The sequence below is a fragment of the uncultured Aliiroseovarius sp. genome, from assembly GCF_947492455.1.
Lineage (GTDB): Bacteria > Pseudomonadota > Alphaproteobacteria > Rhodobacterales > Rhodobacteraceae > Aliiroseovarius.
Window position 1 is genome coordinate 326,439 of the sequence record NZ_CANLNB010000004.1, and the last position, 25,976, is coordinate 352,414.

Below are 25,976 nucleotides of genomic sequence, written 5' to 3' on the forward strand. Positions count from 1 at the left end.
GACACTGCCACGGGGTTTTGCAAAGGAAAAGGCCCCGCGTGATGCGGGGCCTGAACTTTAGGTGGCTCTCTTTTCAGAGTGTGACGGGACGTGCTTACTGCCGTCCGAAATCCTCAGCCGAGATGACACCATCGCCGTTGCGGTCCTGCTTGGGGAACCACAGATCGACGCCAGCGATGAACTCTTCGCGGGTGACCTGCCCGTCGCCATCAAGGTCGGCGTTTTCGCGGGTCATCGACATGGCGGCGCTGTGTTCGCCCATGCCTTGCCCCATACCTTTGCCTTGCCCTTTGCCCTGACCCTGACCTTGACCGTGGCCCTTGCCTTGCCCCTGACCTTTGCCTTGCCCGTGGCCCTGACCGCCGCCTTGGCCGATCCCGTGCTCTTTCATGTCAGCCTCGCGGGCTTCGTCGAACAGAACATAGTCCTCGGCGCTTAGGACGCCGTCATCATCGGCGTCGAAAGTGTGGAAAATGTCGCCACGGCGCTCGCGGGCTTCCTCGATCGAGACCGAGCCGTTTTCGTCCAGATCCCACATCTCGATGAAATGGGCACCGGGCTGGTTTTGCGCCAGTGCGGGTAGTGCAATTACAAGTGCCGCAGTGGCCAGAATGGGTGTTGTCTTGCGCATTGTTACGCTCCGTTTGTTGTCCCTATATTCGTAATACGGAATATGATTGGGTTTCCGTCGCGCTTTTGGGCAAAAAAATGCCCCACCTTTCGGCAGGGCATTTCGATGTTCAGTTGAGGTCGATTAGTTCGACGGGATCTCGGCTTCGATGCCTTCGACATAGAAGCTCATGCCAGCCAGACCATCGTCGCCATAGTCAGCAGCGGTTTCGCCGTCTGCCAGCCACGGGGTGCCATCTTGCTTGTTCAGCGGACCAGTGAAGGCGTGGTATTCGCCCGAGGCCAGTGCGTCACGCAGGGCTTCTGCTTCGGCTTTCACGTCTGCAGGTACGGCATCCGAAATCTCGCCGATGCCAACCATGCCAGCGCCAATACCGTCCCAGGTCGACACGCTTTCCCAGGTGCCGTCCATCACGGCTTTGGTGCGGGCGACATAGTAGGGTGCCCAGTCGTCGATGATCGACGAGACGCGCGGGAAGGGGGCGTATTCGCTCATGTCCGAGGCCTGACCGAAGGTGACCACGTTGCCAGCTTCCTTGGCAGCGGCCTGTGGCGCGGTCGAGTCGGTGTGCTGCAGGATCACGTCGGCGCCTTGCTCGATCAGAGCTTTGGCAGCGTCGGCTTCTTTGGCCGGATCAAACCAGGTGTAGGCCCAGATGATTTTGAACTGGACGTCCGGGTTCACTTTTTTGGCGTGGATGTATGCCGAGTTGATGCCACGGATAACTTCCGGGATCGGGAACGAGGCGATGTAGCCGATGATGTTCGACTTGGTCATCTTGCCTGCAATGTGACCCTGAACGGCGCGGCCTTCATAGAAACGGGCCGAATAGACCGACACGTTGTCCGACTGTTTATAGCCGGTGGCGTGCTCGAACTTCACGTTCGGGAACTTCTCGGCCACGGCCAAAGTGGCGTCCATGAAGCCAAACGAGGTGGTGAAGATCAAGTCTGCACCCGACAGGGCCATCTGCGTGATCGGACCTTCGGCGTTCGATTCCGAAACGCTTTCGACATAGACGGTTTCGACCTTATCGCCGAACGCGGCTTCAACGGCTTTGCGGCCTTGGTCGTGTTCATAAGTCCAGCCCCCGTCGCCCACGGGGCCGACATAGATAAAGCCGACTTTGGTCTTGTCTTCGGCCATGGCCGCGCCGGCCAGACCCGTGGCCAAAGCCGCCGAAGCCAGAAGTGATTTCAATACACGCATGTTAATCTCCCTTGGTGTCTTGAGCAGAATTATTGGTTTCATCAGCGGCGTCTTCGCGGGCTTCGCGCAGGCGACGCTGGATGTTGGTTTCGCTTTCCAGAAGCGCGGTTGTCACAATGGCAGAGGGCACGGCAATCACGCCCAGACCGATGAACAGAACGAAGGTCGTGAAGATCCGTCCGCCCCCGGTAATCGGGAACATGTCGCCGTATCCCACTGTTGTGAAGCTGGCGACGGCCCACCACAGGCTTTTGGGAATGGACGAGAAAACTTCTGGCTGTGCGTCATGTTCAAAGATATAAATTCCGACCGCTGAAACATAAAGCATAAGTGCGGCGATGATGCCAAAGATCATAAGCTCGCCCCGGACCTGACGGAAGGCCACAACAAGGCGCTCCATCGCATGCGACCCGCGAAACAGTTTCAGCAGTCGGACGAGACGCAGCAGGCGGAAGGCGCGGACCACCTGCCATTGCGGGGTCAGTAGGGCGATGGCCGGGGCAAAGGCCAGAAAATCGACCAGCCCCCAGAAGCTGAACGCATAGCGGACAGGGCGTGGAGAGGTGACCAGCCGTAGCACATACTCGGCCGCGAAGATGACCAGCAGAAGCACCTCGAACTTGAACAAAAGCCCGCGCAGATGCTCGGGAAGTTCGGGCATGGTCTCTAACGCGATCGCAATTGCCGACAGCAGGATCAACAGATCCATCACACGCGCGACATTCACCCCTCCGAGGGACTTATGCCCGTCTAGAATGTCGTGAATGTCGGCTTTGTTCATCAGGGATCCTGCGGGTTAATGGGTGGCGTGGAATTCACGGCCCAAGGATCCCGGCGCCCCGTGATTGCCGCGTAGCGAAATCACGACCAGCACAAGGATGGTGATCAGATAGGGGCTCATGGCGAGGATCTCGACCGGGATCGGGACGCCGGCGGCCTGAAGGTTCAACTGCAAAACCGAGATCCCGCCGAAGAGGTATGCGCCGAGAAGCACGCGCCACGGACGCCAGCTGGCGAAGACCACAATGGCCAGCGCGATCCAGCCGGCACCTGCGGTCATGCCTTCGACCCATTGGGGCACGCGGACAAGGCTGATATAGGCCCCGCCCATCCCCGCGCAGGCGCCACCAAAGGCAATCGCCATCAGGCGGACACGGATGACCTTGTAGCCAAGCGCGTGGGCGGCGTTGTGGTTTTCACCGACGCCGCGCAGGATCAGGCCAGCGCGGGTGCGTGTCAGCACGTACCATGTCAGGGCGACGATGATCAGGCTGACATAGACCATTGGGTCGTGACGGAACATGATCGGGCCCAGCACCGGAATGTCCGATAGAAGCGGGATTTCCCACTTGGCCATCGTGGGGGCTTTGATTCCCTCGTACGGCTTGCCGATCAGGGCGGACAAGCCCAGCCCGAACAGCGTCAGGCCCAGACCCGTCGCCACTTGGTTCGATTTCAGATACAGGACCAGCACGCCGAAGAGCATCGACAGCGCAGCGCCCGCGAAAGCCGCTGCAACAAAGCCAATCGACGGTGCGCCAGTGTTGACGCCAAAGGCGAACCCAACCACCGCGCCGGTGATCATCATGCCCTCGACGCCCAGGTTCAACACGCCCGATTTCTCGACCACGGCCTCGCCGATTGCGGCCAGAAGGATGGGGGTTGCGGCCACCATGAGCGAGGCCAGAAGCAGAAGCGGGTTAATCTGTCCAAGATCCATTAGTTCGCTCCTTCTTGCGCAGCCGCCGGTGTTTTCCACCGCACGCGATAGTGTGACAGCATGTCCATCGCCAGAAGGAAGAACATCAGCATCCCTTGGAACATCTGGATCGCGGCACCGGGCAGTCCCAGCATCAGCTGCGCCAGCTCGCCGCCGATATAGGTCAGCGCCATCAGAAGCCCCGCCAGAAGAATACCGATTGGGTGCAGGCGACCAAGGAACGCCACGATGATCGCGGTAAAGCCATAGCCCGCGTTAAAGTCGATCGAGACCTGACCCGACGGGCCGGAAACCTCGAACAGCCCTGCAAGCCCTGCCAACGCGCCCGAGGTGCCAAGGCAGAACAGGATCAGCCGCGTGGGGTTCACGCCCGCGAATTTCGCGGCGCGCGGCGCTTCGCCGGTCAGGCGGACTTGGAAGCCCAGCATGTGACGGGTTAGCAGGATGTAGGCAAGGATCACCGCGATGAACGCCGCAGCGACACCCCAGTGCATGCCCGTACCTGCGATGAGGTCGGTGTTGTGGGCCGCTGGGAAGTCGCGGAAGTTGCGCGAGCCGGGGAAGCCCATGCCGTCGGGATTCTTCAGAAGCCCCTGACTGACCGAGGCCAGAATGTTCTCGGCCACATAGACCAGCATCAGGCTGACCAAAATTTCGTTGGTGCCGAACTTCACCTTCAACACGCCGGGGATCATCGCCCAAGCCCAACCACCGATGGCCCCTGCCAGCACCATTGCCGGGAAGATCAGGATGCTTTCAGACGGATAGAAAGCCAGCCCGACAGCGGCGCCGCAGATGGCGCCCATGATGTATTGACCCTCGGCCCCGATGTTCCAGATCCCGGCGCGAAAGCCCAAGGACAGGCCGATGGCGATCAGGATCAAGGGTCCGGCTTTCACCAAGAGCTGCGGGCGGGAATAGGGTCCGAAGGTCTCGTGGAACAGCGGATCCCAGAAGATCGTGCGAATGGCTTCAAGCGGGTCTTTGCCCAGCATCCAAAACAGGATGCCGCCCGCGATCATCGTGGCGATCACGGCCAAAACCGGTGTCAGCGTGCCCCAGACCTTGGACGGCTGGGGGCGTTTTTCCAAACGGATCATGCGGCCACCTCGTCACTTTCTGCGCCACCCATCATCAGGCCAATTTCCTCGACGCTCAGACCTTGCGTCGGCACCGGTCGGGCCAAGCGCCCTTCGTTCAGCGCCGTGAAGCGGTCGGAAATTTCCATCAGCTCGTCCAAATCCTGAGAGATCACGATGACGGCCGCGCCCTTATGCGCCAAATCCAGCAGCGATTGCCGGATCGAGGCCGCTGCCGCCGCATCCACGCCCCACGTGGGTTGGTTCACCACCAAGACATCGGGGTTTTGTAACACCTCGCGGCCAATGACGAATTTCTGCAAGTTGCCGCCCGATAGTGATCCAGCCGCGTTGTCGGCGCTAGGGGTGCGCACGTCGAAGGCTTCGATGATGCGACGGGCGAATTTTTCAGTCTTGTTCCAACGCAGGAAGCCGCGATCCACCAGCTTTTCACGGACGGATCCGGTCAGAAGCGCGTTCTCGATCAAGCTCATCTCGGGCGCTGCCGAATGGCCCAGCCGTTCTTCGGGCGCGGTCAGCAATCCTCGCGCGCGGCGCGCGCCGGGGGACAGCGTGTTGATCTCTTCTCCGGCAAGCGTGATGGACCCGTCTTGCGCGCGGGCCTCGCCCGACATGACGGCCAACAGCTCGTCCTGCCCGTTGCCCGCAACGCCGCCGATGCCAAGGACTTCACCCTTGCGCACCTCAAGCGAGACATTGCGCAGATCGGTGCCAAATTCACTGGGCGAGGGCATCGAGACGCCGGATAGCGACAGTGCGACCGCACCCGGTTCCGCCGGATCGCGCGAGGGGACGTGCAGCTTGTCGCCCACCATCAGCTCGGCCAGTTCACGGGCGGATTTCTCGCGCGGGTCGCAAGTGTCGACAACCACGCCGTGCCGCAGGATCGTCGCGTGTTCGCACAGCGCGCGGATTTCTTCCAGCTTGTGCGAGATATAGAGGATCGAGGTCCCTTCGGAGGTCAGTTTCCGCAGGGTTTCGAACAGGATCTCGACCTCTTGCGGGGTCAGAACGCTGGTCGGTTCGTCCATGATCAGAAGCTTGGGGTTCTGAAGCAGGCAACGAATGATCTCGACCCGTTGACGTTCGCCTGCGGACAGATCACCGACGATCCGGTCGGGGTCCAGCGGCAGGCCGTAGGCTTGGCTCACTTCGCGAATGCGGCTGGCCAATTCACGCGTGCTGGGCGGGTTATCCATGCCGAGGGCGATGTTTTCAGCCACCGAAAGCGCATCAAACAGGCTGAAATGCTGGAACACCATCGCAACACCGGCGGCGCGGGCTGCGGCGGGGTTCACGGGTGCGAAAGCTTCACCATTCAGGGTCATCTGACCCGCGTCTGGTTTCACCAGCCCGTAGATCATTTTCACCAGCGTGGATTTCCCCGCGCCGTTCTCCCCCAAAAGGGCGTGTACTTCGCCGGGTAAGAGCGAAAACGAAACCTGATCGTTGGCTAAGACGCCGGGATAGGCCTTGGTCAGGCCCTCCAGTGTCATCAGCGCATCACCTTGACGCATGTCCCCTGTCACTGAACACTCCCCTGTCGAGTTTATTGTTATATGCGACGCTCTTAAGTAGCGCGGTCCCAACCCCCAGAGCAATGGCCTGCGGGTGTTTTCCCAAGCTCGGATCACCGATTGGGCAGTTGATTTGATCAATTTCTGTGCGGCGATGCCCCAAAGCGGTCAGTCGCGTTCTAAAACGCGCCCATTTGGTGGCGGATCCGATCAGCCCGGCGCTGGCAAACCTATGCGAAAGAATCGCGTGGCAGATCTCAAGGTCCATCACATGGCTATAGGTCAGCACAAGGTGGTGGGCGTCGGCGGGGGCCAGCGTGACGGCCTTGGCCGGGTCGGGGGCGGGCAAGCAAGTGACGCCGCCGGGTATGTCGTCGGGAAAGCGCGTCAGGTCCACGTCGACCCATGTGATCGCAAGGTCGGGCAGCGGCGCGAGGGTCTGCACCAGCGCGCGTCCGACATGGCCTGCGCCATAGATCCAGACTGGGGTCTGCGGACGGGTGACGGGTTCGATCATCCAGCCTTGCGTGAGCGCGGGCTCCGGGATCACGCCCTGATTGCGGGCCTTCGCAAGGGCACGGCTGACGGCAAGTGGCGGGGTTTCGTCGTCGGTGGTTGATCGCGCGTGGATGGGTGTATCCGCAAGCCGGGTGACATCCTCGGCGCGATAGATTTCGGTCAGAAGCGTCACGGCGCCACCGCAGCATTGCCCCAGCGCGGGGCCAAGCGGCAGGCGGGCCATGCGAGTCGTCTGACCCTGCTGAAGCTGCGCGCGCGCGTCGTTCGCTGCGCGATATTCCAGTTCTCCGCCGCCGATTGTGCCGGATTGTCCGCCCGCCCAGACCAGCATCGCCGCCCCAACTTCACGCGGGGTGGATCCTGCGGTGTCGGCCACCACGACGCGGGCCACAGGGCCATGCGCTTGAATGGTGCGCTCCAGTTCGGGCAGATCAATCGCCATCGCGCACCCTTTCCACAGCGGACAGAACCTCTTCCGCTGTCGCGGGCGCGTTCATGTCGTGGAACCTATCGCCACAGGCCGCGACGGCATCCGCCAGCGCCAGCCATGCGGAAATGCCCAGCATGAACGGCGGCTCGCCCACGGCCTTGGAGCGGAAAATCGTGTCTTCGTGATTGGGCTGATCCCATAGGTCGACGTTGAAGACGCGTGGCCGGTCAGAGCAGGCGGGGATCTTATACGTCGACGGTGCATGGGTGCGCAGAACGCCCTTGTTGTCCCAGACCAATTCCTCGGTCGTCAGCCAGCCGACGCCCTGCACGTATCCGCCTTCGACCTGCCCGATATCCAAGGCTGGGTTCAGGCTAGTGCCTGCATCATGCAGAATATCAGCCCGCAACACGCGGTTTTCGCCTGTCAGCGTGTCGATCACCACTTCGGTCAGGGCAACGCCGTGAGCGAAATAGAAAAACGGCCGCCCCTGTCCTTTGACACGATCCCACGTGATTTCGGGCGTTTTGTAGAAGCCAGTGGCTGACAAGCTAACGCGCGATTCATAGGAGGTTTTTGCAGCGTTCTGGAATGAGATGCTTTGAGACGGACCATGGACTTGGCCTTCGGAGAATGTGATTTCCGCAGGCGTACATTGCCACATGTGCGCCAAATGCTCGGCCATGCGGTCGCGTATGGTTAGACATGCTTTCTGAACCGCCATCCCGTTCAGGTCCGACCCCGATGACGCTGCGGTGGCCGACGTGTTGGGGACTTTCGCCGTGTCTGTTGCAGTGATCTTCACCAGCTCCATTGGCACGCCAAAACTGCGCGCGGCCACCTGCGCGACCTTCTGGAACAGGCCTTGCCCCATCTCGGTCCCGCCGTGGTTCATCTGGATCGAGCCGTCCTGATACACATGCACCAGCGCGCCCGCTTGGTTCAGGTGGGTCAGGGTGAAGCTGATCCCGAACTTGACGGGCGAGAAGGCCAAGCCTTTTTTCAGCAAAGGATTTTCGGCGTTGAAGGTCGCAACTTCGGCGCGCCTCTGGGCAAAATCCGCACGTTCCAACAGCGCGTCGGTCATGGCGGGGATGTGGAAGCCCTGAATTTCCTGCCCGTAATGGGTGGTCTGTCCGTCGCGGTAATAATTCACCCGCCGCACGTCCATCGGGTCCAACCCGCGGGCGCGGGCGATGTGGTCCATGATCCGCTCAATCCCAAACACACCCTGAGGCCCGCCAAACCCGCGAAATGCGGTGGCCGAGGCCGTGTGTGTCTTCAACCGGTGGCTTTCAATCCGCACATCCGGCAGGAAATAGGCATTGTCCGCGTGCAGCATGGCGCGGTCGGCGACGGGCAAAGACAAATCCTGCGCCCAGCCGCAGCGCGCCAGTTGCGTAACGTCGAGGGCAATCAGCTGCCCGGCGTCATCAACACCCGCACGATAGGTGATGCGGAAGTCGTGTCGCTTGCCGGTAATGACCATGTCGTCATCGCGGTCATAGCGCATCTTGCAGGGCCGTCCGGTTTGGCGCGCGGCCACAGCGCAGGCCACCGCCAGCGCGTTGCCTTGGCTTTCCTTGCCGCCAAAACCGCCACCCATCCGGCGCGTCTCGACCCGAACCGCGTGCATGGGGACGCCGATCGCGTGGGCCACCTTGTGCTGGATTTCCGTGGGGTGCTGGGTCGAGCTGTTGACCAGCATGTCGCCATCATCCTGCGGCACCGCCAGCGCGGCTTGGCCTTCCAGATAGAAATGCTCTTGCCCGCCCATCTCGAAACTGCCTTCGATGATGTGGGGGGCAGTGTTCATCGCCGTGTTTGCGTCGCCGCGCGACCAGACCACCGGTCCGTTTTCGAACCGGCTGTCGGCGGCCAATGCGTCGTCGATGCTTAGGATCGCTGGGCGCGGGTCGATGGTGATCTGCCCCAAGCGCGCCGCCTTGCGTGCAGCCAGATGGCTGGTGGCGACGACCAGAAAGATCGGCTGGCCGTGATAGAAGACCTCGCCCTGCGCCAGAAGCGGTTCGTCATGGATCGAGGGCGAGACGTCATTTTCAAAGGGCAGATCCGCAGCGGTCAGCACGGCGACGACGCCGTCGGCCTCGCGCACTTTTGTCAGGTCTGCGTGGGTGATGACACCGCGCGCCACCTCGCTGAGCCCGAACGCCAGATGCAGACAGTTCGCAGGCATCGGGATGTCATCCACATAGCGTGCAGCGCCTGCCACATGCAGGGCGGCAGCGTCGTGGGGCAGGGGGGCTCCAGCGCTCATGATGTCACCTCCAACACCGAGGTCTTGGCCCCAGACCCTTCGTGGAAGCAGCGGATCAGCATGTTCTGGCAGGCGCGCAGGCGATAGTCGGCAGACGCGCGCATGTCGGTCATCGGGGTGTAGTCCTTGGCGAATTCCTGCGCGGCGGCATCAATGGTCGGCAAGTTCCACGTCTGCCCAATCAAAGCATCTTCAACATGTGTTGCCCGCTTCGGCGTCCCCGCCATGCCGCCGAAGGCAATCCGTGCGGTGGCGACTTTGCCGTCCTGAACCGCGATATTGAACGCACCCAGTACGGCGGAAATATCCTGATCGAACCGTTTCGACAGCTTGTAGACGCGCAGATTGTCAGGACCGCGCGGGATGGAAATCGCCTCGACAAACTCGCCCGGCTGGCGGTCCTGTTTGCCATAGTCGACAAAGAAATCCTCGAGCGCGACCTGCCGCCGGACGTCCCCGCGCCGCAAATGCAGCACAGCGTCCAGCGCAATCAAAGGCGGCGGTCCGTCCCCAATAGGCGAGCCGTTGGCGATGTTGCCGCCAATGGTGGCGACATTCCGCACCTGAGTGGACGCAAAACGGCGCAGCATCTCGGCGAAATGCGGGTGATGATCGAGCATCAGATGACGCAGCGTCTCGATGCTGACGCCCGCGCCAATATAGATATGTGTGTCGGTGAGTTCGACCTGTTTCAGATCCTCGACGCCGTTCAAAAAGATCGCAGGGCGAATGTCGCGCAGCGCTTTGGTCGACCAAAGCCCCACATCCGTCGCCCCGGCCACCAGTGTGGCATGTGGATGTTCCATCAGCGCCTGTGCCAACGCGTCCGCCGTCTTGGGGCGCATGGGGGTGTCGTCTGTATCAGGCAGGGCGGGCGCAGCGGCGAAACCTTCAGGCACGGGGGCCTCGGCCGCCTTTTCAGCCGCGCGAACAATCGGCGCATAGCCCGTGCAACGGCACAGGTTCCCCGCCAGCACATCATCATGCGCCCGGTCCCCGTTCAGATGCGCCGTGGCAAGCGACACCGCGATTCCCGGCGTACAAAATCCGCATTGTGATCCGTGTTCGTCGATCAATGCTTCTTGCACGGGATGCAGGGTGTCGCCGTCCGCCAAGGCCTCGACCGTCGTGACAGATTTCCCGTCCAACTGTCCCAGAAACAGGATGCAGGCATTCACCGCGCGCGCGCCGTCAGCATCCCGCAGCATAACCGTACAAGCGCCGCAATCGCCTTCGTTGCAGCCTTCTTTCGTACCGGTCAGACCACGTGTGTCGCGTAGCCAATTCAGCGTGGATTGCGTGGGGTCAACATCGCGCAGGGTCACGCTCTCTCCGTTCAGAAGAAAGGTGATATTCATTGAAACGTCCTGCCGCCTTACCCTGTTGGTGGCCCCGATATCCGCGTCCTCGATGCGGCGTAGAAAACGCGCGGGTGTATGTTTTTATGCCCTTAGCAAAGCCGGGAAAGTGTGATCGGTCAAGCCCCGAGGCAAAAACTTGTCAACGCGGGACAGGCGCCCTTCCGTCTGATCAGACGCTGGTTTAACCTGCCCGGATGAGCAGCCAACCCCGATTCATTCACCTTCGCACCCACACGCAGTACTCGCTTCTGGAAGGGGCGGTTCCGGTCAAGAAACTGCCCGGTCTGTGTGCGGCCCATGACATGCCCGCCGTCGCCATGACGGATACCAATAACATGTTCGCTGCATTGGAGTTTTCCGTGACGGCTTCGGGTGAGGGCGTGCAGCCCATCATCGGCTGTCAGGTCGATGTTTGCTATGACCCGCCCGCGCCGGGCGAGGCCCCGAAATCCCCCGCTGCGGTGGTGCTTTTGGCCCAAACGGAAGAGGGATACGAGGGCCTGATGCGCCTGAATACCTGCCTCTATGTGGACAAGCACGGCGCGCTGCCGCAGGTCACGTTGGAGGATCTGGAAGCCAATGCCGAGGGCGTGATTTGCCTGACCGGCGGGGCGGAAGGTCCAGTCGGTCAGTTCCTTCAAAACGGTCAGCGCGACAAGGCCGAATCTCTGATGCGCCGCCTTCATACGGCATATGGCGACCGTCTGTATGTCGAGCTTCAGCGCCATCCGGGCGAGGGCGGTCAGCCAACCGAACCCGAACGTCTGACCGAGCGCGGCTTTGTCGAGATGGCCTATGCGATGGGCATTCCGCTGGTCGCGACCAATGACGTCTACTTCCCTGCCCAGAAGCTGTACGAGGCCCATGACGCGCTGATCTGCATCAAGGAAGGGGCCTATGTGGACCAGCAAGACGGACGCCGCCGTCTGACACCCCAGCACTATTTCAAATCGCCCGAAGAGATGATCACGCTGTTCGCGGATCTGCCCGAAGCGATTGAGAACACCGTGGAAATCGCCAAGCGCTGCGCCTTTATGGCCTATCGCCGCGACCCAATTCTGCCGAAATTCGCAGATGACGAGGTGGTCGAACTACGTCGTCAAGCGAACGAAGGCCTGCAAGCGCGCCTGGCCGTGATCCCCCATGCGGTTTCGGTCGAGGAATACCAAAAGCGCCTCGATTTTGAGCTGGATATCATCGAGGGCATGGGGTTCCCCGGCTACTTCCTGATCGTTGCGGACTTCATCAAATGGGGCAAGGATCAGGGCATTCCGGTGGGGCCGGGCCGTGGCTCGGGTGCAGGCAGTCTGGTGGCCTATGCGCTGACCATTACCGACCTTGACCCCCTACGCTATTCGCTGCTGTTCGAACGCTTCCTGAACCCCGAACGTGTCTCGATGCCGGACTTCGACATCGACTTCTGCATGGACCGGCGCGAGGAAGTGATCCGCTACGTGCAAGAGAAATATGGCCGCGACAAGGTGGGCCAGATCATCACCTTCGGTGCGCTTTTGTCGAAAGCCGCGGTGCGTGACGTGGGCCGTGTGCTGCAAATGCCGTATGGGCAGGTGGATCGCCTGTCGAAGATGATCCCGGTCGAGGGCGTAAAGCCCGTATCGATCGAGAAAGCCCTGAAAGACGAACCCCGCCTGCGCGAAGAAGCCCGCGCGGAAGAGGTCGTCGACCGTCTTCTGAAATACGGACAGCAGATCGAAGGCCTGCTGCGCAACGCCTCGACCCACGCGGCGGGGGTGGTGATTGGAGACCGGCCGCTGGACGCGCTGGTGCCGCTGTATCAGGATCCGCGCTCGGACATGCCTGCGACCCAGTTCAACATGAAATGGGTGGAACAGGCCGGCCTTGTGAAGTTCGACTTTCTGGGCCTGAAAACCCTGACCGTCATTCAAAACGCCGTGGACCTGATCCGCGGGCAGGGGCGTGATCTGCATGTCGGGCCGGGGGGCAATACGCTCTATGATCCGCCCGAAGGCGCGGTGAATGAAATCAACGCCATCCCGCTGGATGACGAACCGACCTACAAGCTCTACGCCGCAGCGAAAACCGTCGCCGTGTTCCAGGTGGAATCGACCGGTATGATGGACGCGCTCCGGCGCATGAAACCCAACTGTATCGAGGATATCGTGGCGCTGGTGGCGCTGTATCGCCCGGGCCCGATGGAGAACATCCCGACCTATTGCGAGGTCAAGAACGGCCAGCGCGAGATCGAGTCTGTTCACCCCCTGATCGACCATATTCTTGAGGAAACCCAAGGGATTATCGTTTATCAGGAACAGGTTATGCAGATCGCGCAGGTCATGGCCGGCTATTCGCTTGGTGGCGCTGACCTGCTGCGCCGCGCGATGGGTAAGAAGATTAAAGAGGCGATGGATGCCGAGCGTCCGAAGTTTGAAAAGGGCGCGGCTGAAAACGGTGTGCCCGCCAAGAAAGCCTCGGAAGTCTTCGACCTTCTGGAAAAGTTCGCCAACTACGGCTTCAACAAATCCCACGCCGCCGCCTATGCGGTGGTCAGCTATCAAACCGCATGGCTGAAAGCCAACCACCCGGTCGAGTTCATGGCCGGTGTGATGAACTGCGATATCCACCTGACCGACAAGCTGTCCGTCTACGCCAACGAAGTGCGGCGCGGCATGGATATCGAGATCGTACCGCCTTGTGTGAACCGCTCGCTCGAGACGTTCAGCGTGAAGGACGGCAAAGTCGTCTATGGGTTGGGCGCGTTGAAAAATGTGGGCATCGAAGCGATGAAATTGGTGGTCGAGGGCCGTAAGGTCGACGGTGTCGACAAGCCCTTCGCGACGCTCTTTGACGTCGCCCGCCGGGTCGATCTGAAACGCGTCGGCAAACGCCCGATGGAGATGCTGGCCCGCGCCGGGGCCTTCGATCAGCTGGACAAAAACCGCCGCCGTATCTTCGACAGCCTCGATGGTCTGGTCAGCTACTCGGCCGCGATCCACGAACAACGCGCGTCCAATCAGGTGTCTCTATTCGGCGAAGCAGGCGACGACCTGCCCGAACCGCGCCTGTCCCCCGTGGGCGACTGGCTGCCCAGCGAAAGGCTGGCGGAAGAGCAGAAAGCGATTGGTTTCTACCTGTCCGGTCACCCGCTGGATGACTACATGGCCGCGCTGAAGCGCAAGCAGGTTCTGTCGCTGCAAGAGCTTGAAAAGAAAGCCGAACGCGGCGCGATGGTGGCGAAGCTCGCGGGCACCGTGGCCGGGCGGCAGGAACGTAAATCCGCGCGCGGCAACCGTTTCGCCTTCGCCCAACTGACTGACCCGACTGGCCAGTACGAGGTCACGATCTTCTCGGACGTCTTAGAGAAATGCCGCGACTATCTGGAAACCGGGTCCAACGTGGTGGTGACGGTCGAGGCGACGATGGAGGCCGATCAGCTAAAACTTCTGGCCCGTTCGATCTCGCCCATCGACAATGTGGTGTCGGATGTGGGGGGCATGGCTTTGAAGCTCTACCTCGAAAACGCCTCGGCGCTGGCACAGGTGGCCTCGGTTCTGCAGGATGCGGCGGCCAAGGCGCGCAATGCCCGCCCCGGAGAAGTGTCCGTCTGCCTGATGGACCCCAGCCTGCCCGGCGAGGTCGAGATGACCTTGGGCCAGTCTTTCCCGCTGAACCCGCAGGTCAAAGGTGCGCTGAAATCGCTAAATGACGTGATTGATGTCGAAGAAGTCTAGGGGCTTAGCCCCTCACGCCTTCGGCTAGGGCTCCGCCCGTTCTCAGGCGAAACTGTCCCCCGGACAGTTTCCGGGAAGCCTTCGAACCCCAGGATACTTATAACAAGAAAAGGCGCTGAGCTCTTTTTCTTGTCATAAATATCCCCGCCGGAGGCCTCATATCTGCCGCGCGTCAGCGCGGCCACCCCCAACCCGGAGCGCCCCGCCAGGGGCAATTCGGGGCGGGAGCCCTAGTAATGCGGCGGGCGTTCGTCTCCAAGGATGACCCCACCCGTGCCAGCGCTTTCGCGCTGGGCCTCACGCTCCATCAACACCTTCACGCGATGGGTCATTTTCGACAGGTCAGTGTCCTGCCGCGCGACGACCTCGTTCAGCTCTTCAACCTGACGGGTCAGGTGGGCGATGGTTTCTTCCAATTGGGTGATGCGATCTTGGGTCATGGCTGCGTGATAGCCTGCCCGGTCGCGCGCGCCCAGCGAAATCCACAGACCTGCGGTAAATTGTGAAGAAACACAGGCTTTCCTTGCCCCCACCGCCCCCATCCGCTAGACCGCCCGCGACACCAATGTGAACCGGGACCAGACATGGCCAAGCAGAAAAAACAGCCCCGCCCCAAGGCAATCACGCCGAAGGGATTTCGCGACTATTTCGGAGCGGAAGTGGACGAGCGTAAACATATGCTCGACCAGATTGCGGCGGTGTATCATCGCTATGGCTTTGACGCGCTGGAAAGCTCGGCTGTGGAAACGGTCGAGGCGCTGGGCAAGTTCCTGCCCGACGTGGATCGCCCGAACGAGGGCGTCTTCGCGTGGCAGGAGTTTGACGAGAAGGACAATGGCGACTGGATGGCCCTGCGCTATGACCTGACCGCGCCTTTGGCTCGCGTCTATGCACAGCATCGCAACGACCTACCGACGCCCTATCGTCGCTATGCGATGGGTCCGGTCTGGCGCAATGAAAAGCCCGGCCCTGGACGTTTCCGCCAGTTTTATCAATGCGATGCGGATACCGTGGGCACGGCTTCGATGGCTGCGGATGCGGAAATCTGCGCCATGCTGGCCGACACGCTGGAAACCGTCGGCATCCCGCGCGGCGACTATCTGGTGCGGGTGAACAACCGCAAGGTTATGAATGGCGTGCTGGAAGTCATGGGCGTGGGCGAAGGCCCCGAACGTGACGCCGTTCTGCGCACCATCGACAAGTTCGACAAGGTCGGCGAGTCCGGCGTGCGCGAGCTGTTGGGTAAGGGGCGTCTGGATGCGTCCGGCGCTTACATCGACGGCGTGGGCCTGTCGGAAGAACAGGCCGAGCCGGTGCTGGCTTTCCTGACCTCGAAGGGTGCAACCGCCGAGGAAACGCTGACCAACCTGCGTGCCGCCGTGGGCGAAAGCGCCATTGGCGCGGAAGGCATTACCGAGCTGGAACAGATCGCCGATCTTCTGGCCGCACAGGGCTATGGTCCCGACCGGATCGAGATCGACCCCTCGGTCGTGCGTGGTCTGGGCTACTACACCGGCCCGGTGTTCGAGGCTGAACTGACCTTCGAAATTCAAGACGAAAAAGGCCGTCCGCGCCAGTTCGGGTCCGTTGCCGGCGGGGGCCGCTACGACGATCTGGTCAAACGCTTCACCGGGCAGGCCGTTCCGGCCACCGGCGTTTCGATTGGTGTTGACCGTCTGCTGGCTGCGTTGCGCGCCAAGGGTCGAATGGGCGGCAAGGCCGTTGGCCCTGTTGTCGTCACCGTGATGGATAAATCGCGCCTGGCGGATTACCAGTCGATGGTGTCGGACTTGCGCAATGCAGGCATCCGGGCCGAGGTCTATCTGGGCAACCCCAAGAACTTCGGCAACCAGTTGAAATATGCCGACAAGCGCAACTCGCCTGTGGCTGTCATTGCGGGCTCGGACGAGTTCGACGCGGGCAAGGTGCAGATCAAGGATCTGGTGCTGGGCGCTAAGATCGCCGAAAGCGCAACGCTTGAGGAATGGAAAGAACGCCCCAGTCAGTTCGAATGCGACCGCGCCGACATGGTCGCGCGCGTGCGTGACATCATCGAGGGTTCCGATGGTTGATAAGGCACAAATCCGGGCCGAAGCCGCCCGCTTGATGGGGGTCTTCGAAGCCAAGGGCGCGACGGCTGTCGAGGCCGACATCCTGCAACCCGCAGGCACGCTTTTGGACCTCTATGGCGAAGACATTCGGGGCCGCGCTTTCGTGACCCAGGACCCAATCCGGGGCGAGGCAATGCTGCGCCCCGACTTCACTGTGCCGGTCGTGCAGATGCACATGGCCGACGGCGCAGAGCCCGCCCGTTACACCTATATGGGCGAGGTTTTCCGCGCGCAGGAAGAATCCACCCACCGCGCCTCGGAATACTTCCAAGTCGGCTACGAGGTCTTCGACCGCGACGCCCCCATCGAAGCAGATGCCGAGGTCTTTGCCTATATCCAAGACGCGCTCTCGCCCCTGCCGCTGCGGGCGGCCACGGGCGATATGGGCCTGCTTTTGGCCGCTGTGCGTGGGTTGAAAACCACGGGTCGCCGCAAGGCCGCCCTGCTGCGCCACATCTGGCGCCCCCGTCGTTTCCGCGCGCTGCTGGACCGGTTCGCCGGACGCGCGCCGCTGCCGGAAGGGCGCGCGGCGATGCTGGCCAAGGATGATCCCATGCAGGATGCTGGCCCACAGATCGGCCTGCGCTCGGCGGCCGAGATTGCGGAGCGCATCGAGGCCCTGCGTGAAGACGCCGCCGCCGCACCGATCTCGGTGCAAGAGGTCGAGCTGCTGGACGATCTTCTGGGGTTGCGCGAAACCACGGTGAACGTGCTGTCGCGTCTGCGCGACATCGCCGTTGACATGCCTGCCATTGCGGACGCGGTGGACCGGTTGGAAGCCCGGGCCGAGGCGCTCTATCAGCGCGGCGTGGACGTGGATAATCTGGATTTCGAAGGCAGCTATGGCCGCACCTCGATGGAATATTATGACGGGTTCGTCTTTGGCTTTTACGCTGAAACCCGCCCCGATTTGCCCCCGGTGGCCACGGGCGGGCGCTATGATGCGCTGACCCGCGTGCTGGGCCGCGCCAAAGGGCATGAAATCCCCGCCGTCGGCGGCGTCATCCGCCCTGAAATCGTGTTGGAACTGACCGCTGGGGGTGCAAAATGACCCTGAAGATTGGTGTGCCCTCGAAGGGCCGTCTGATGGAGAAGACCTTTGACTGGTTCGGCGCGCGTGGCGTGGAGCTGGCCCGCACCGGGTCGGATCGTGAATATGCAGCTGCAGTCAACGGAATCGATGGGATCGAGCTGGTCTTGCTTTCGGCAGGGGAAATTCCGCGTGAACTGGCCGCGGGCCGCATCCATCTGGGTGTGACCGGATCGGACCTTGTGCGTGAAAAGCTGGGCAGTTGGCAGGACAAAGTGTCAGAACTGGCGCTCATGGGCTTTGGCCATGCAGACCTGATCATCGCCGTGCCCAAATGCTGGGTCGATGTGAACACGCTGGACGATCTGGACGCCGCTGCCGCCGCCTTCCGCGCCCAGCACGGGTTCCGCCTGCGCATCGCCACCAAATTCCACCGCCTGATCCGCGATCACCTGCGCGATCACGGTGTGGCGGATTATCAGTTGGTGGACAGCCAAGGCGCGACCGAAGGCACCGTCAAGAATGAAACCGCCGAGGCCGTGGCCGACATTACCTCGACCGGCGAGACCTTGCGCGCGAACCACCTTAAGATTCTGGCCGGCAAGCCCGTCCATAAATCTCAAGCAACCCTGTTCAAGTCGCGCAATGCCGACTGGAACGAGGCGACCCGCGCCACCTTGAAAACGCTGACGGAAAAGCTGGGCCTGCAGTCCTAAACCTGCGGATCCAGCGCAAGCTGCATCCAGTTGCGCAATGGCTCCATTGCACGCAGTTCGATTGCGATCATGGCCGGTCCGTCCGGCCCCATGATCTCGGCCTGCGGGACGTGATCGTTCCACCACACGATCCCCTTGCGCCGCAGCAGATCGCCATGCGGATGATCTGCCTCCCACGACATCGGGACGCGTTTCAACTCGGGCTCGGAAATCCGCAATCCATCGGATTCCGCTTTCGCATGCAGTACTTGCAGAACCTCGCCCTGCGGTCCGGCCACGGTCTCGCGCCAGTGATCCAGCGCCTCGCGCTCGAAAGCGAATATTCCGTAGCCCACCACAAGGTGATCGGTCTGCAATCCGATCATCCAACTGGCCCCGGTCTGCGCGTCTGCAAAGCCGATATGGACGTGCGTGTTATAGGGCGTCTTGTCCTTGGAAAACCGCAGGTCGCGATGCATCCGAAAAATCCGCGCGGTCACGTCAGTCGCATAACTCGCCGCAAGTCTCTGGGTCAGCGTGTCCGCAAACTGCGCGGCGGCCTCTTTGATATGCGCCTCATAGCGGGGCTTGTTCTCGGTGAACCAGTCGCGGTTGTTGTTCTCTGACAGGTCGCGAAGAAACGACAGGGTTCCATCGCTGAACCAGATCATGACACTGGGTCGGCCGGGTCCGTGAACCCGGCGGCCTTGTGGCTGCCATCACAGAACGGCTTGTTCTTCGAGTGTCCGCAGCGACATAGAAATGCTTTGCCCAAGGTGCCAATACGTCGCCCAGTGCCAGAGCACAGCTCAAGATTACCATCCACCACCAACGGCCCATCCGGGCGACGCGAGATCTCGGCAGGCCCGCCTACGTTGTCACTGGCAGGTGGCGTTTTGGGTGCGGGTTCGCCCGTCGCTTCGAACCCGCCGTCCACATGGCTGTAGTCGCAATAGGGTTTGTTCTTCGACAACCCGCACCGACACAGCGCCACGCGGGTTTCGCGGTCGCCGCCCTCGACACACACATCACCGGCCAATACCAAGGGTCCGTTCTCCAGCACCGCCAACCGGTTAATCTTCGGCGCACGTTCTTCGACGCCTGATTTGCGTCGAAACGCCAAGGCGCCCGAAGGACAGGTCTGGATCATCGCCGCCACTTCCTCGGCACTTGCATTGTCGGGCTGCACCCATGGGCGCTTCGACGGGTCAAACACTTCGGGCAGTTGAAGAAAGCAATTGCGCGCATGAATGCAGCGCTTCAGGTCAAAGGTGACCGTGATGTCTTCACCCGTATACTGTTTACGTGTCATAGCTGGCTCCTTGGCTGACTGAGTTCAGCCTAGCCCAGCCCTACGAAATCACAAAATCACGAAAAAAGGCGCCGGTTTCCCAGCGCCTCGCATTTTCTTGTCATAAATATCTCGGGGTGAGCCCCAACGGGGCGAGGGGCAGCGCCCCTCCTCAGGCTCACGTAGTGAGCCACCGAAACCGCTTAGCGCGTGCGCGAGCGCAGGAAGCCTGTGATGTCATAGGCTTGATCCAGAATGGGCTGCGCAATCGCCTCGGCCTTGTCGGCCCCTTCGCCCAGAATACGGTCGATCTCGGCCTTGTCGTTCATCAGGCGCGACATCTCTTCCGAGATCGGCGCCAGCTTCTCAACCGCCAGATCCGCCAGCGCGGGCTTGAACTTGCCCCAGCCAGCGCCTGCATATTCCGTGATCACCTGCTCGTTCGTCAGACCCGACAGACCCGCATAAATGTCGACAAGGTTCTTCGCCTCGGGGCGGTCCTTCAACCCGTCCAGGGTCTCGGGCAGAGGCTCGGGATCGGTCTTCGCCTTTTTGAACTTCTTGGCGATCTTGTCTGCATCATCGGTCATGTTGATGCGTTCCATATCGCTTTCGCCCGATTTCGACATCTTCTTGGTGCCGTCACGCAGGTTCATCACGCGGGTTGCCGGGCCTTCGATGATCGGCTCGGGCTGGGGGAAGAAGCCTTCCGCCTTGAAGTCGTGGTTGAACTTCGCGGCGATGTCTCGGGTTAGCTCGACATGCTGCTTCTGATCCTCGCCCACGGGGACGTGGGTCGCATGATACAGCAGGATGTCAGCAGCCATCAGCGAAGGGTAAGCATACAGCCCAAGCGAGCTTTGCTCGGCGTTCTTACCGGCCTTGTCCTTGAACTGGGTCATGCGGTTCATCCAGCCCACGCGCGCCACGCAGTTGAAGAGCCATGCCAGTTCCGCATGTGCCGGAACCTGGCTTTGGTTGAACAGGATCGACTGGCTGGGATCAATGCCCGAGGCCAAGAAGCCCGCGGCCACTTCGCGGGTGGCATCTGTCAGTTCTTTCGGGTCTTGCCAGACGGTGATGGCATGCAGGTCGACGACGCAATAAATGGTTTCGAAATCCTGTGCCTGCATGTCCACGAAACGCTTGATGGCGCCAAGATAGTTGCCCAGCGTCAGCCCGCCCGAGGGTTTGATCCCCGAAAATACGCGCGGCGTGTGATTGGTCATGTGTGTACTCCGTCTGGAATTCTGTGCCCATGTCGATTACCTAGCTGGGCAGACAGCGTCAAGGAAAGCCCGGACAAACGCGGGCAAAGGAGCAGCCCGTGACCCATCCGCATGATCAAAGCCCCGTCAATCCCCTGCCGCCGGTGGTGATTGCGCTGGCCGTTTTCCTGATCGGGATCGAACTTGTGTTCGTTGCGGGAAACTCCGGCCTGGTTGGCGGGCCAGAGGCTGCTGGCTGGCGCATTTCCATGATCGAGACTTGGGGCTTCCGCGAGCCGCTGTTTGCGTGGATGGTCGAAAATGGGCGCTATCCCCTTAAGGATGTGGCGCGCTTCTTCACCTATCCGTTCCTGCACCTGAGCTTCACCCACCTGCTGTTCGTGCTCGTTTTCCTTCTGGCGTTGGGCAAGATGGTGGGTGAGGTCTTTTCAGCCTTCGCTTTTCTGGTGGTTTATTTCGGATCGGCCATCGTGGGGGCGCTGGCCTATTGGCTGGTGTGGGACACGAATGTGGTGTTGTTCGGTGGCTATCCGGCCGTCTATGGCCTGATCGGAGCCTATACGTTCATCCTGTGGGCCGAACTGGGCGCGACCGGCGGCAATCAGCTGTCCGCCTTCCGGATCATCGCGTTTCTGCTGGGCATTCAGCTGATCTTTAGCCTGCTGTTCGGAGCTGGTCTGAACTGGGTCAGCGAGGTGTCGGGTTTTGTCGCGGGCTTTGGTCTGAGCTTTCTTGTCAGCCCGGGTGGCTGGTCGCGCGTGGTGCAGCGGTTGCGTCAGCGATGAAGTCGGACCGGGGCCAGCCCCGGACCCCGAGATATTTATGACAAGAAAATGCGATAGGCGCGTTATCCACGGCGGAAGGCGGATTTGATTTCGGCCATGTGGAACGCGCCGAGCATGTGGCCTGCCAGCCCGTAGATCGCGATCCCGCCCAGAACAAGCACGCCTAGTGCTGCGATTTTTACGCCTGCGATGGCGAAGAGCGGAGCCATGACGAAGGTTGCCGCGATGAGGGCAGCACCCATGATTGCGCTGGCCGCGACGATGCGCCAGAGGCGGGACCAGAAGCGAGCATCAAAGCGGGTTTCCGCACCCATACGGACAGCACCGATCCATGTTAGCGTGGTGATGGTCCAGCCCGCCAGCGTTGTGCCAATGGCGGCGGCGATGAAGCCCAGATGGTAACTCAGTCCGATGGCGATGCCCGCGTTCACCACCATACCCACAAGGGCGAAATGGAAGGGGGCACGGGTGTTTTCGCGGGCGAAATACACCGAGGACAGCACTTTTTGCAGCACAAAGGCGGGTAGGCCCGCGCCGTAGATGGCCGTGGCAAGTGCGGTCCATTTCGTATCGTCGAGCGTAAAGGCGCCGCGTTGGAAAAGCACCTCGATCAACGGGATCGGGATCACCATCAGGGCGACGGCGGCGGGGATGGTCAGGGCCAGCGACATTTCGCCCGCGCGGCTAAGGGCGTCTCGGCTGGCGGCCGTGTCGCCTGCGCGCAGGTTGCGTGACAGTTCCGGTAGCAGCACGATGCCGATGGCGATGCCGACCACGCCCAAGGGGAGCTGGTAGAGGCGATCGGCATAGTAGAGCCACGCTACCGCACCTTCGAAGAAGCTTGCGACCTGACGGCCCACCAGAAGGTTGATCTGGGTGACACCTCCGGCAAGCGCGGCTGGGGCGGCGATGATGGCGAGCCGTTTCAGCTCGGGTGTCATGCGGGGGATGCGCGGGATCAGGCGGTATCCAGCGCGGCTGGCGGCGATCCAGACCAGCACGACTTGTGCAATCCCGGCGATGGGCACGGTCCATGTCATCGCCAAGCCAATGTCGCCGCCCATCAAGTCGGCGATCAGCATCGCTGCGATGAAGATCACGTTCAGAAGCACCGGAGCGGCGGCGGCGGCCATGAAGCGTCCGGTGGCGTTTAGAACACCGGACAGAAGGGCGGCCAGCGAGATGAACAGGATATAGGGGAAGGCGATCCGTCCATAGGTGACGGCAAGGTCGAAGCGATTGTCCTCGGTAAAGCCGGATGCCATGGCGTAGACCAGCGCGGGCATGAAGATTTGCGCGATGATCGAGAAGATGACCAGAATAAAGGCAAGCCCGGCAAAGGCATCGCGCGCGAATTCCAGCGCGGCTTTGTGTTCGGCAGGCCCGCCTTCATGTTTCTTGGCGAACATCGGCACGAAGGCGACGTTCAGCGTGCCTTCCGCAAAGAAGCGACGGAACATGTTTGGCAGCGAGAAGGCGATTAGGAAGGCCTCGGCCACCGCGCTGGATCCTAGAAACGCGCCGATCATGATGTCGCGGACGAAGCCCAAGATGCGGCTGGCCATGGTCCAGCCGCCAACGGTCATGAAACCTCTGGCCAATCGTGACGCCATTACGCCGTCGCCCTTTCCACGCCCTTTTCGATCGCCGTGCGCAGCTTGCGTGCAAGCAGATCTTGCTTGTGTTCGGCATAGTATTTCAGCCCGAACATGTCTTTGACGTAGAAGCTGTCCACCACCTGCTCGCCATAAGTCGCGATCACGGCAGAGGCGATATAGACATTCGCATCAGCCAGTGTGCGCGTCAGGTCATAGAGCAGACCGGGGCGGTCACGGGTGTCGACCTCGATAATCGTGTAGATTTCCGACCCTTCATTGTCGAAGGTGATCGTGGTGGGCACCTTGAAGGCGCGTTCGCGTTTCTTGATCTTGTCGCGGCCTGCGATGGCATCGCGCGCGACGACCTCGCCCTTTAGGATCTTGTGGGTCATCTGGGTCAGGCGTTTCTGCTTGGCCACGTCGAAGGGGCTGCCATCGGCGTCCTGCACCCAGAAACATGCCGTCGCATAGCCGTCTTTCGAGGTATACGTCCGCGCGTCCACGATGTTGGCCCCGACCGAAGTCAGCGCGCCCGCGAGACGCGAGAAAATGCCGGGGTGGTCGGCCAGCACGAAATAGACACGGGTGACGTCGCGATCCAGATCGGGCTCTAGCTCGATCCGCACTTCGTTGTCCTGAATATCGCGCAGAAGTCGGGCAAAGACCGCGTGGGCCGAGACATGCAAGCCCTGCCAATAGGCATCATAGTGCCGCGCGGTTTCGGTCTTCAGCTCCTTGGGTTTCCAGTCGGACAGCTCTTTCCGCAGTGCGCGCTTGCTTTCGTCCCCGCGGCTTTCGCGATTCAACGCCTCGGTCCCGTCTTCCAGTACCCGGCGCGTCTGGTTGTAGAGCGTGCGGATCAGCGTGGCTTTCCAGTTGTTCCACGTATCCGGCCCGACGCCGCGAATGTCACAGACGGTCAGAACCGTCAACAGGTCCAGTCGCCGGACGGACCGCACCGCCTTGGCAAAATCCTGCACCGTGCGCGGGTCCGAGATATCGCGCTTCTGCGCCATATCCGACATCAAAAGGTGATAGCGCACCAGCCATTCGACAGTCTCGCATTCCTTCGGCGTTAGACCAAGTCGCGGTGCCACCTTACGGGCGATCTTGGCGCCCAGAACCGAGTGATCCTGCGGCCGCCCCTTGCCGATGTCATGCAACAGCATCGCCACCATCAGGGTCTTGCGATTAACGCCCTTGTTGATGATTTCCGAGCTGATCGGCAGCTCGTCTTCCAGCTCGTGCCGTTCAATCTGCGCGAAGTTCGAAATCACCTGAATCGTGTGTTCGTCCACCGTGTACGAATGGTACATGTTGAACTGCATCATCGCCACGATGGGCTCGAATTCCGGGATGAAGGCGGACAGGACGCCCAGCTCGTTCATCCGGCGCAGCGCACGTTCGGGGTTGCCGTGTTTCAACAGCAGATCAAGGAAGATGCGGATGGCTTCCTTGTCCTCGCGCACCTCGTCGTCGATCAGATGCAAATTGTGCGAGACCAGACGCATCGCATGCGGGTGGATCAACATGCCCGTGCGCAGGCCTTCTTCGAAGATGCGCAGAAGGTTCAGCTTGTCGGATAGGAACGCGGCCTCGTCCGGGACATCCAGACGCCCCTGTTGTACGACAAAACCATGTTTCAACTTACGCCGACGTTTCAAAAGCCGCATCAGGCGCGGCTCTTTCTTCAGGTGCTGCGCTTCCAGCGCCGTCAGCACGATCCGGGTCAGGTCGCCCACCTGCGTGGCGTGACGGAAATAGACCTGCATGAAGTGTTCGACCGCGCGACGACCTTCGGTGTCCTTAAACCCAAGCCGGTCCGCGACTTCGACCTGCAGGTCAAAGGTCAACTGGTCTGAGGGGCGTTTGGTCAGCAAGTGCAACTGGCAGCGCACTGCCCACAAGAAGCTTTCCGCGTCACGGAATGTCTCGAACTCTTCTTCGGTGAACACGCCTTTCGACACAAGGTCTGACTGATGCGCCACGCGGTGCTGATACTTGGCCACCCAGAAGAGCGTCTGCAGGTCGCGCAAACCGCCTTTGCCCTCTTTTACGTTTGGCTCAACCACATAACGTTGGCCTTGTTTTTCATGGCGCGTGTCGCGCTCGGCCAGTTTGGCCTCGATGAACTCGGCCAGTGTGCCGTTGAACAGATCTTTCCACAGGCGATCATCCAGTTCCTGCGCCAGTTCGGCGTCACCGCAAACCGGGCGTTGTTCCAAAAGCGCGGTGCGGATCGTATAGTCCTCGCGCCCCAAGCGCAGGCAATCATCAATCGTGCGCGAGGCATGGCCCACTTTCAGGCGCAGATCCCACAGCATGTAGAGCATGCTTTCAATGACGCTTTCTGCCCAAGGCGTAATCTTGTAGGGGGTCAGGAACAGCAGATCCACATCCGACTGCGGTGCCATTTCACCGCGCCCATAACCACCCACAGCAATTACGGCGATCCGTTCGGCCGTTGTGGGAAGGGGCAGGGGGTGCAGGCGCTCGGTCGCAACACGGTGCACGCAGCGCACCACGCAATCGGTCAAAAAGCTATAGGCAGCAGTGGCCGGATGGGCATCAAGCGGGGCTTTCGCCAGAGCTTCGGCGATACTGGCGCGGCCTGATTTAAGCGTGGCGCGCAGCTCGTCGACCGTCAGCTTACGGACGGCCGAGGCATCCCTGGCGTCCTCAAACGCCATTTCAAGCCGCTGCCACAGCGCCTTTTCATCAAGGATGTCTTCGGCGGGGCAAATGAGGCGCCCCGCCATTTG

20 protein-coding genes are annotated in these 25,976 nt (G+C 61.2%); 5 read left to right on the plus strand and 15 right to left on the minus strand.

Features of this window, described 5'->3' with window-relative positions:
• Positions 1 to 94: 94 nt before the first annotated feature.
• The 9 genes from Q0677_RS11510 to xdhA form a co-directional block, all read right to left on the minus strand.
• Complete coding sequence (locus tag Q0677_RS11510) at positions 95 to 631, minus strand: EF-hand domain-containing protein (RefSeq protein ID WP_298909842.1); 537 nt, start codon at positions 629 to 631, stop codon at positions 95 to 97.
• Between the two features lie 123 nt (positions 632 to 754).
• Complete coding sequence (locus tag Q0677_RS11515) at positions 755 to 1,840, minus strand: BMP family ABC transporter substrate-binding protein (protein WP_298909845.1); 1,086 nt, start codon at positions 1,838 to 1,840, stop codon at positions 755 to 757.
• 1 nt (position 1,841) lies between these two features.
• On the minus strand, positions 1,842 to 2,621 hold the full coding sequence (locus tag Q0677_RS11520; protein WP_298909848.1) for an ion transporter: 780 nt from the start codon (positions 2,619 to 2,621) through the stop codon (positions 1,842 to 1,844).
• 15 nt (positions 2,622 to 2,636) lie between these two features.
• Positions 2,637 to 3,560, minus strand: a complete 924-nt coding sequence (locus tag Q0677_RS11525; RefSeq protein WP_298909850.1) for an ABC transporter permease — start codon at positions 3,558 to 3,560, stop codon at positions 2,637 to 2,639.
• Positions 3,560 to 4,660, minus strand: coding sequence for an ABC transporter permease (locus tag Q0677_RS11530; RefSeq protein WP_298909852.1), 1,101 nt, complete (start codon positions 4,658 to 4,660; stop codon positions 3,560 to 3,562). The genes Q0677_RS11525 and Q0677_RS11530 overlap by 1 nt, the downstream gene beginning before the upstream one ends.
• A complete protein-coding gene (locus tag Q0677_RS11535) occupies positions 4,657 to 6,156 on the minus strand; it encodes an ABC transporter ATP-binding protein (protein ID WP_298909854.1) in 1,500 nt (499 codons plus the stop codon). Before Q0677_RS11535 ends, Q0677_RS11530 begins: the two co-directional genes overlap by 4 nt.
• A 7-nt stretch (positions 6,157 to 6,163) precedes the next feature.
• Positions 6,164 to 7,138, minus strand: coding sequence for a xanthine dehydrogenase accessory protein XdhC (gene xdhC / locus Q0677_RS11540; protein ID WP_298909857.1), 975 nt, complete (start codon positions 7,136 to 7,138; stop codon positions 6,164 to 6,166).
• Positions 7,128 to 9,404: a xanthine dehydrogenase molybdopterin binding subunit gene (xdhB, locus tag Q0677_RS11545; protein WP_298909859.1), complete on the minus strand. Its 2,277-nt coding sequence runs from the start codon at positions 9,402 to 9,404 to the stop codon at positions 7,128 to 7,130. Before xdhB ends, xdhC begins: the two co-directional genes overlap by 11 nt.
• Positions 9,401 to 10,762, minus strand: a complete 1,362-nt coding sequence (gene xdhA, locus Q0677_RS11550) for a xanthine dehydrogenase small subunit (RefSeq protein ID WP_298909861.1) — start codon at positions 10,760 to 10,762, stop codon at positions 9,401 to 9,403. Before xdhA ends, xdhB begins: the two co-directional genes overlap by 4 nt.
• A gap of 197 nt (positions 10,763 to 10,959) precedes the next feature.
• Here xdhA and dnaE point away from each other — a divergent pair, with 197 nt between their 5' ends.
• Entirely contained in the window at positions 10,960 to 14,475 is a 3,516-nt protein-coding gene (gene dnaE, locus Q0677_RS11555; RefSeq protein WP_298909863.1) for a DNA polymerase III subunit alpha, read from the plus strand.
• A gap of 230 nt (positions 14,476 to 14,705) precedes the next feature.
• On the opposite strand, the gene Q0677_RS11560 is transcribed toward dnaE, so the two are convergent.
• Positions 14,706 to 14,900: a SlyX family protein gene (locus tag Q0677_RS11560; protein ID WP_298910462.1), complete on the minus strand. Its 195-nt coding sequence runs from the start codon at positions 14,898 to 14,900 to the stop codon at positions 14,706 to 14,708.
• A 159-nt stretch (positions 14,901 to 15,059) separates the two neighbouring features.
• Here Q0677_RS11560 and hisS point away from each other — a divergent pair, with 159 nt between their 5' ends.
• Genes hisS through hisG form a run of 3 tightly spaced genes read left to right on the plus strand, consistent with a single transcriptional unit; the run spans position 15,060 to position 18,332 of the window.
• Positions 15,060 to 16,547 carry a histidine--tRNA ligase gene (gene hisS / locus Q0677_RS11565; protein ID WP_298909865.1) on the plus strand — a complete coding sequence of 496 codons (1,488 nt, stop codon included), beginning with the start codon at positions 15,060 to 15,062 and terminating at the stop codon, positions 16,545 to 16,547.
• Positions 16,540 to 17,637 (plus strand): ATP phosphoribosyltransferase regulatory subunit, encoded by a 1,098-nt coding sequence (locus tag Q0677_RS11570; RefSeq protein WP_298909867.1) that lies wholly within the window; start codon positions 16,540 to 16,542, stop codon positions 17,635 to 17,637. The genes hisS and Q0677_RS11570 overlap by 8 nt, the downstream gene beginning before the upstream one ends.
• Positions 17,634 to 18,332 carry an ATP phosphoribosyltransferase gene (gene hisG / locus Q0677_RS11575; protein WP_298909869.1) on the plus strand — a complete coding sequence of 233 codons (699 nt, stop codon included), beginning with the start codon at positions 17,634 to 17,636 and terminating at the stop codon, positions 18,330 to 18,332. The genes Q0677_RS11570 and hisG overlap by 4 nt, the downstream gene beginning before the upstream one ends.
• Here hisG and Q0677_RS11580 read toward each other — a convergent pair.
• The 3 genes from Q0677_RS11580 to trpS all read right to left on the minus strand — a co-directional run bounded on the left by Q0677_RS11580 (position 18,329) and on the right by trpS (position 20,831).
• Positions 18,329 to 18,982 (minus strand): TIGR02453 family protein, encoded by a 654-nt coding sequence (locus Q0677_RS11580; protein WP_298909871.1) that lies wholly within the window; start codon positions 18,980 to 18,982, stop codon positions 18,329 to 18,331. The two genes, hisG and Q0677_RS11580, sit on opposite strands and share 4 nt — an antisense overlap.
• On the minus strand, positions 18,979 to 19,623 hold the full coding sequence (locus Q0677_RS11585) for a CDGSH iron-sulfur domain-containing protein (protein ID WP_298909873.1): 645 nt from the start codon (positions 19,621 to 19,623) through the stop codon (positions 18,979 to 18,981). The genes Q0677_RS11580 and Q0677_RS11585 overlap by 4 nt, the downstream gene beginning before the upstream one ends.
• Before the next feature lie 182 nt (positions 19,624 to 19,805).
• Positions 19,806 to 20,831, minus strand: coding sequence for a tryptophan--tRNA ligase (trpS, locus tag Q0677_RS11590; protein WP_133485768.1), 1,026 nt, complete (start codon positions 20,829 to 20,831; stop codon positions 19,806 to 19,808).
• A 98-nt stretch (positions 20,832 to 20,929) separates the two neighbouring features.
• Here trpS and Q0677_RS11595 point away from each other — a divergent pair, with 98 nt between their 5' ends.
• A complete protein-coding gene (locus Q0677_RS11595; RefSeq protein WP_298909875.1) occupies positions 20,930 to 21,616 on the plus strand; it encodes a rhomboid family intramembrane serine protease in 687 nt (228 codons plus the stop codon).
• A gap of 62 nt (positions 21,617 to 21,678) precedes the next feature.
• Here Q0677_RS11595 and murJ read toward each other — a convergent pair whose 3' ends face one another.
• Both murJ and Q0677_RS11605 read right to left on the minus strand, forming a co-directional pair.
• Positions 21,679 to 23,229, minus strand: a complete 1,551-nt coding sequence (gene murJ / locus Q0677_RS11600) for a murein biosynthesis integral membrane protein MurJ (RefSeq protein WP_298909877.1) — start codon at positions 23,227 to 23,229, stop codon at positions 21,679 to 21,681.
• Positions 23,229 to 25,973 (minus strand): [protein-PII] uridylyltransferase, encoded by a 2,745-nt coding sequence (locus Q0677_RS11605; RefSeq protein ID WP_298910465.1) that lies wholly within the window; start codon positions 25,971 to 25,973, stop codon positions 23,229 to 23,231. The genes murJ and Q0677_RS11605 overlap by 1 nt, the downstream gene beginning before the upstream one ends.
• Between the last annotated feature and the right edge of the window lie 3 nt (positions 25,974 to 25,976).

Coding starts and splice junctions, on each gene's coding strand:
- hisG (WP_298909869.1), top strand. CDS start 17,634: ATGACCCTGAAGATTGGTGTGCCCTCGAAGGGCCGTCTGATGGAGAAG.
- dnaE (WP_298909863.1), top strand. CDS start 10,960: ATGAGCAGCCAACCCCGATTCATTCACCTTCGCACCCACACGCAGTAC.
- Q0677_RS11510 (WP_298909842.1), bottom strand. CDS start 631: ATGCGCAAGACAACACCCATTCTGGCCACTGCGGCACTTGTAATTGCA.
- Q0677_RS11525 (WP_298909850.1), bottom strand. CDS start 3,560: ATGGATCTTGGACAGATTAACCCGCTTCTGCTTCTGGCCTCGCTCATG.
- xdhB (WP_298909859.1), bottom strand. CDS start 9,404: ATGAGCGCTGGAGCCCCCCTGCCCCACGACGCTGCCGCCCTGCATGTG.
- Q0677_RS11535 (WP_298909854.1), bottom strand. CDS start 6,156: ATGACACTGGAGGGCCTGACCAAGGCCTATCCCGGCGTCTTAGCCAAC.
- Q0677_RS11605 (WP_298910465.1), bottom strand. CDS start 25,973: ATGGCGGGGCGCCTCATTTGCCCCGCCGAAGACATCCTTGATGAAAAG.
- Q0677_RS11530 (WP_298909852.1), bottom strand. CDS start 4,660: ATGATCCGTTTGGAAAAACGCCCCCAGCCGTCCAAGGTCTGGGGCACG.
- trpS (WP_133485768.1), bottom strand. CDS start 20,831: ATGACCAATCACACGCCGCGCGTATTTTCGGGGATCAAACCCTCGGGC.
- Q0677_RS11570 (WP_298909867.1), top strand. CDS start 16,540: ATGGTTGATAAGGCACAAATCCGGGCCGAAGCCGCCCGCTTGATGGGG.
- Q0677_RS11585 (WP_298909873.1), bottom strand. CDS start 19,623: ATGACACGTAAACAGTATACGGGTGAAGACATCACGGTCACCTTTGAC.
- murJ (WP_298909877.1), bottom strand. CDS start 23,229: ATGGCGTCACGATTGGCCAGAGGTTTCATGACCGTTGGCGGCTGGACC.
- xdhC (WP_298909857.1), bottom strand. CDS start 7,138: ATGGCGATTGATCTGCCCGAACTGGAGCGCACCATTCAAGCGCATGGC.
- hisS (WP_298909865.1), top strand. CDS start 15,060: ATGGCCAAGCAGAAAAAACAGCCCCGCCCCAAGGCAATCACGCCGAAG.
- Q0677_RS11520 (WP_298909848.1), bottom strand. CDS start 2,621: ATGAACAAAGCCGACATTCACGACATTCTAGACGGGCATAAGTCCCTC.
- xdhA (WP_298909861.1), bottom strand. CDS start 10,762: ATGAATATCACCTTTCTTCTGAACGGAGAGAGCGTGACCCTGCGCGAT.
- Q0677_RS11580 (WP_298909871.1), bottom strand. CDS start 18,982: ATGATCTGGTTCAGCGATGGAACCCTGTCGTTTCTTCGCGACCTGTCA.
- Q0677_RS11515 (WP_298909845.1), bottom strand. CDS start 1,840: ATGCGTGTATTGAAATCACTTCTGGCTTCGGCGGCTTTGGCCACGGGT.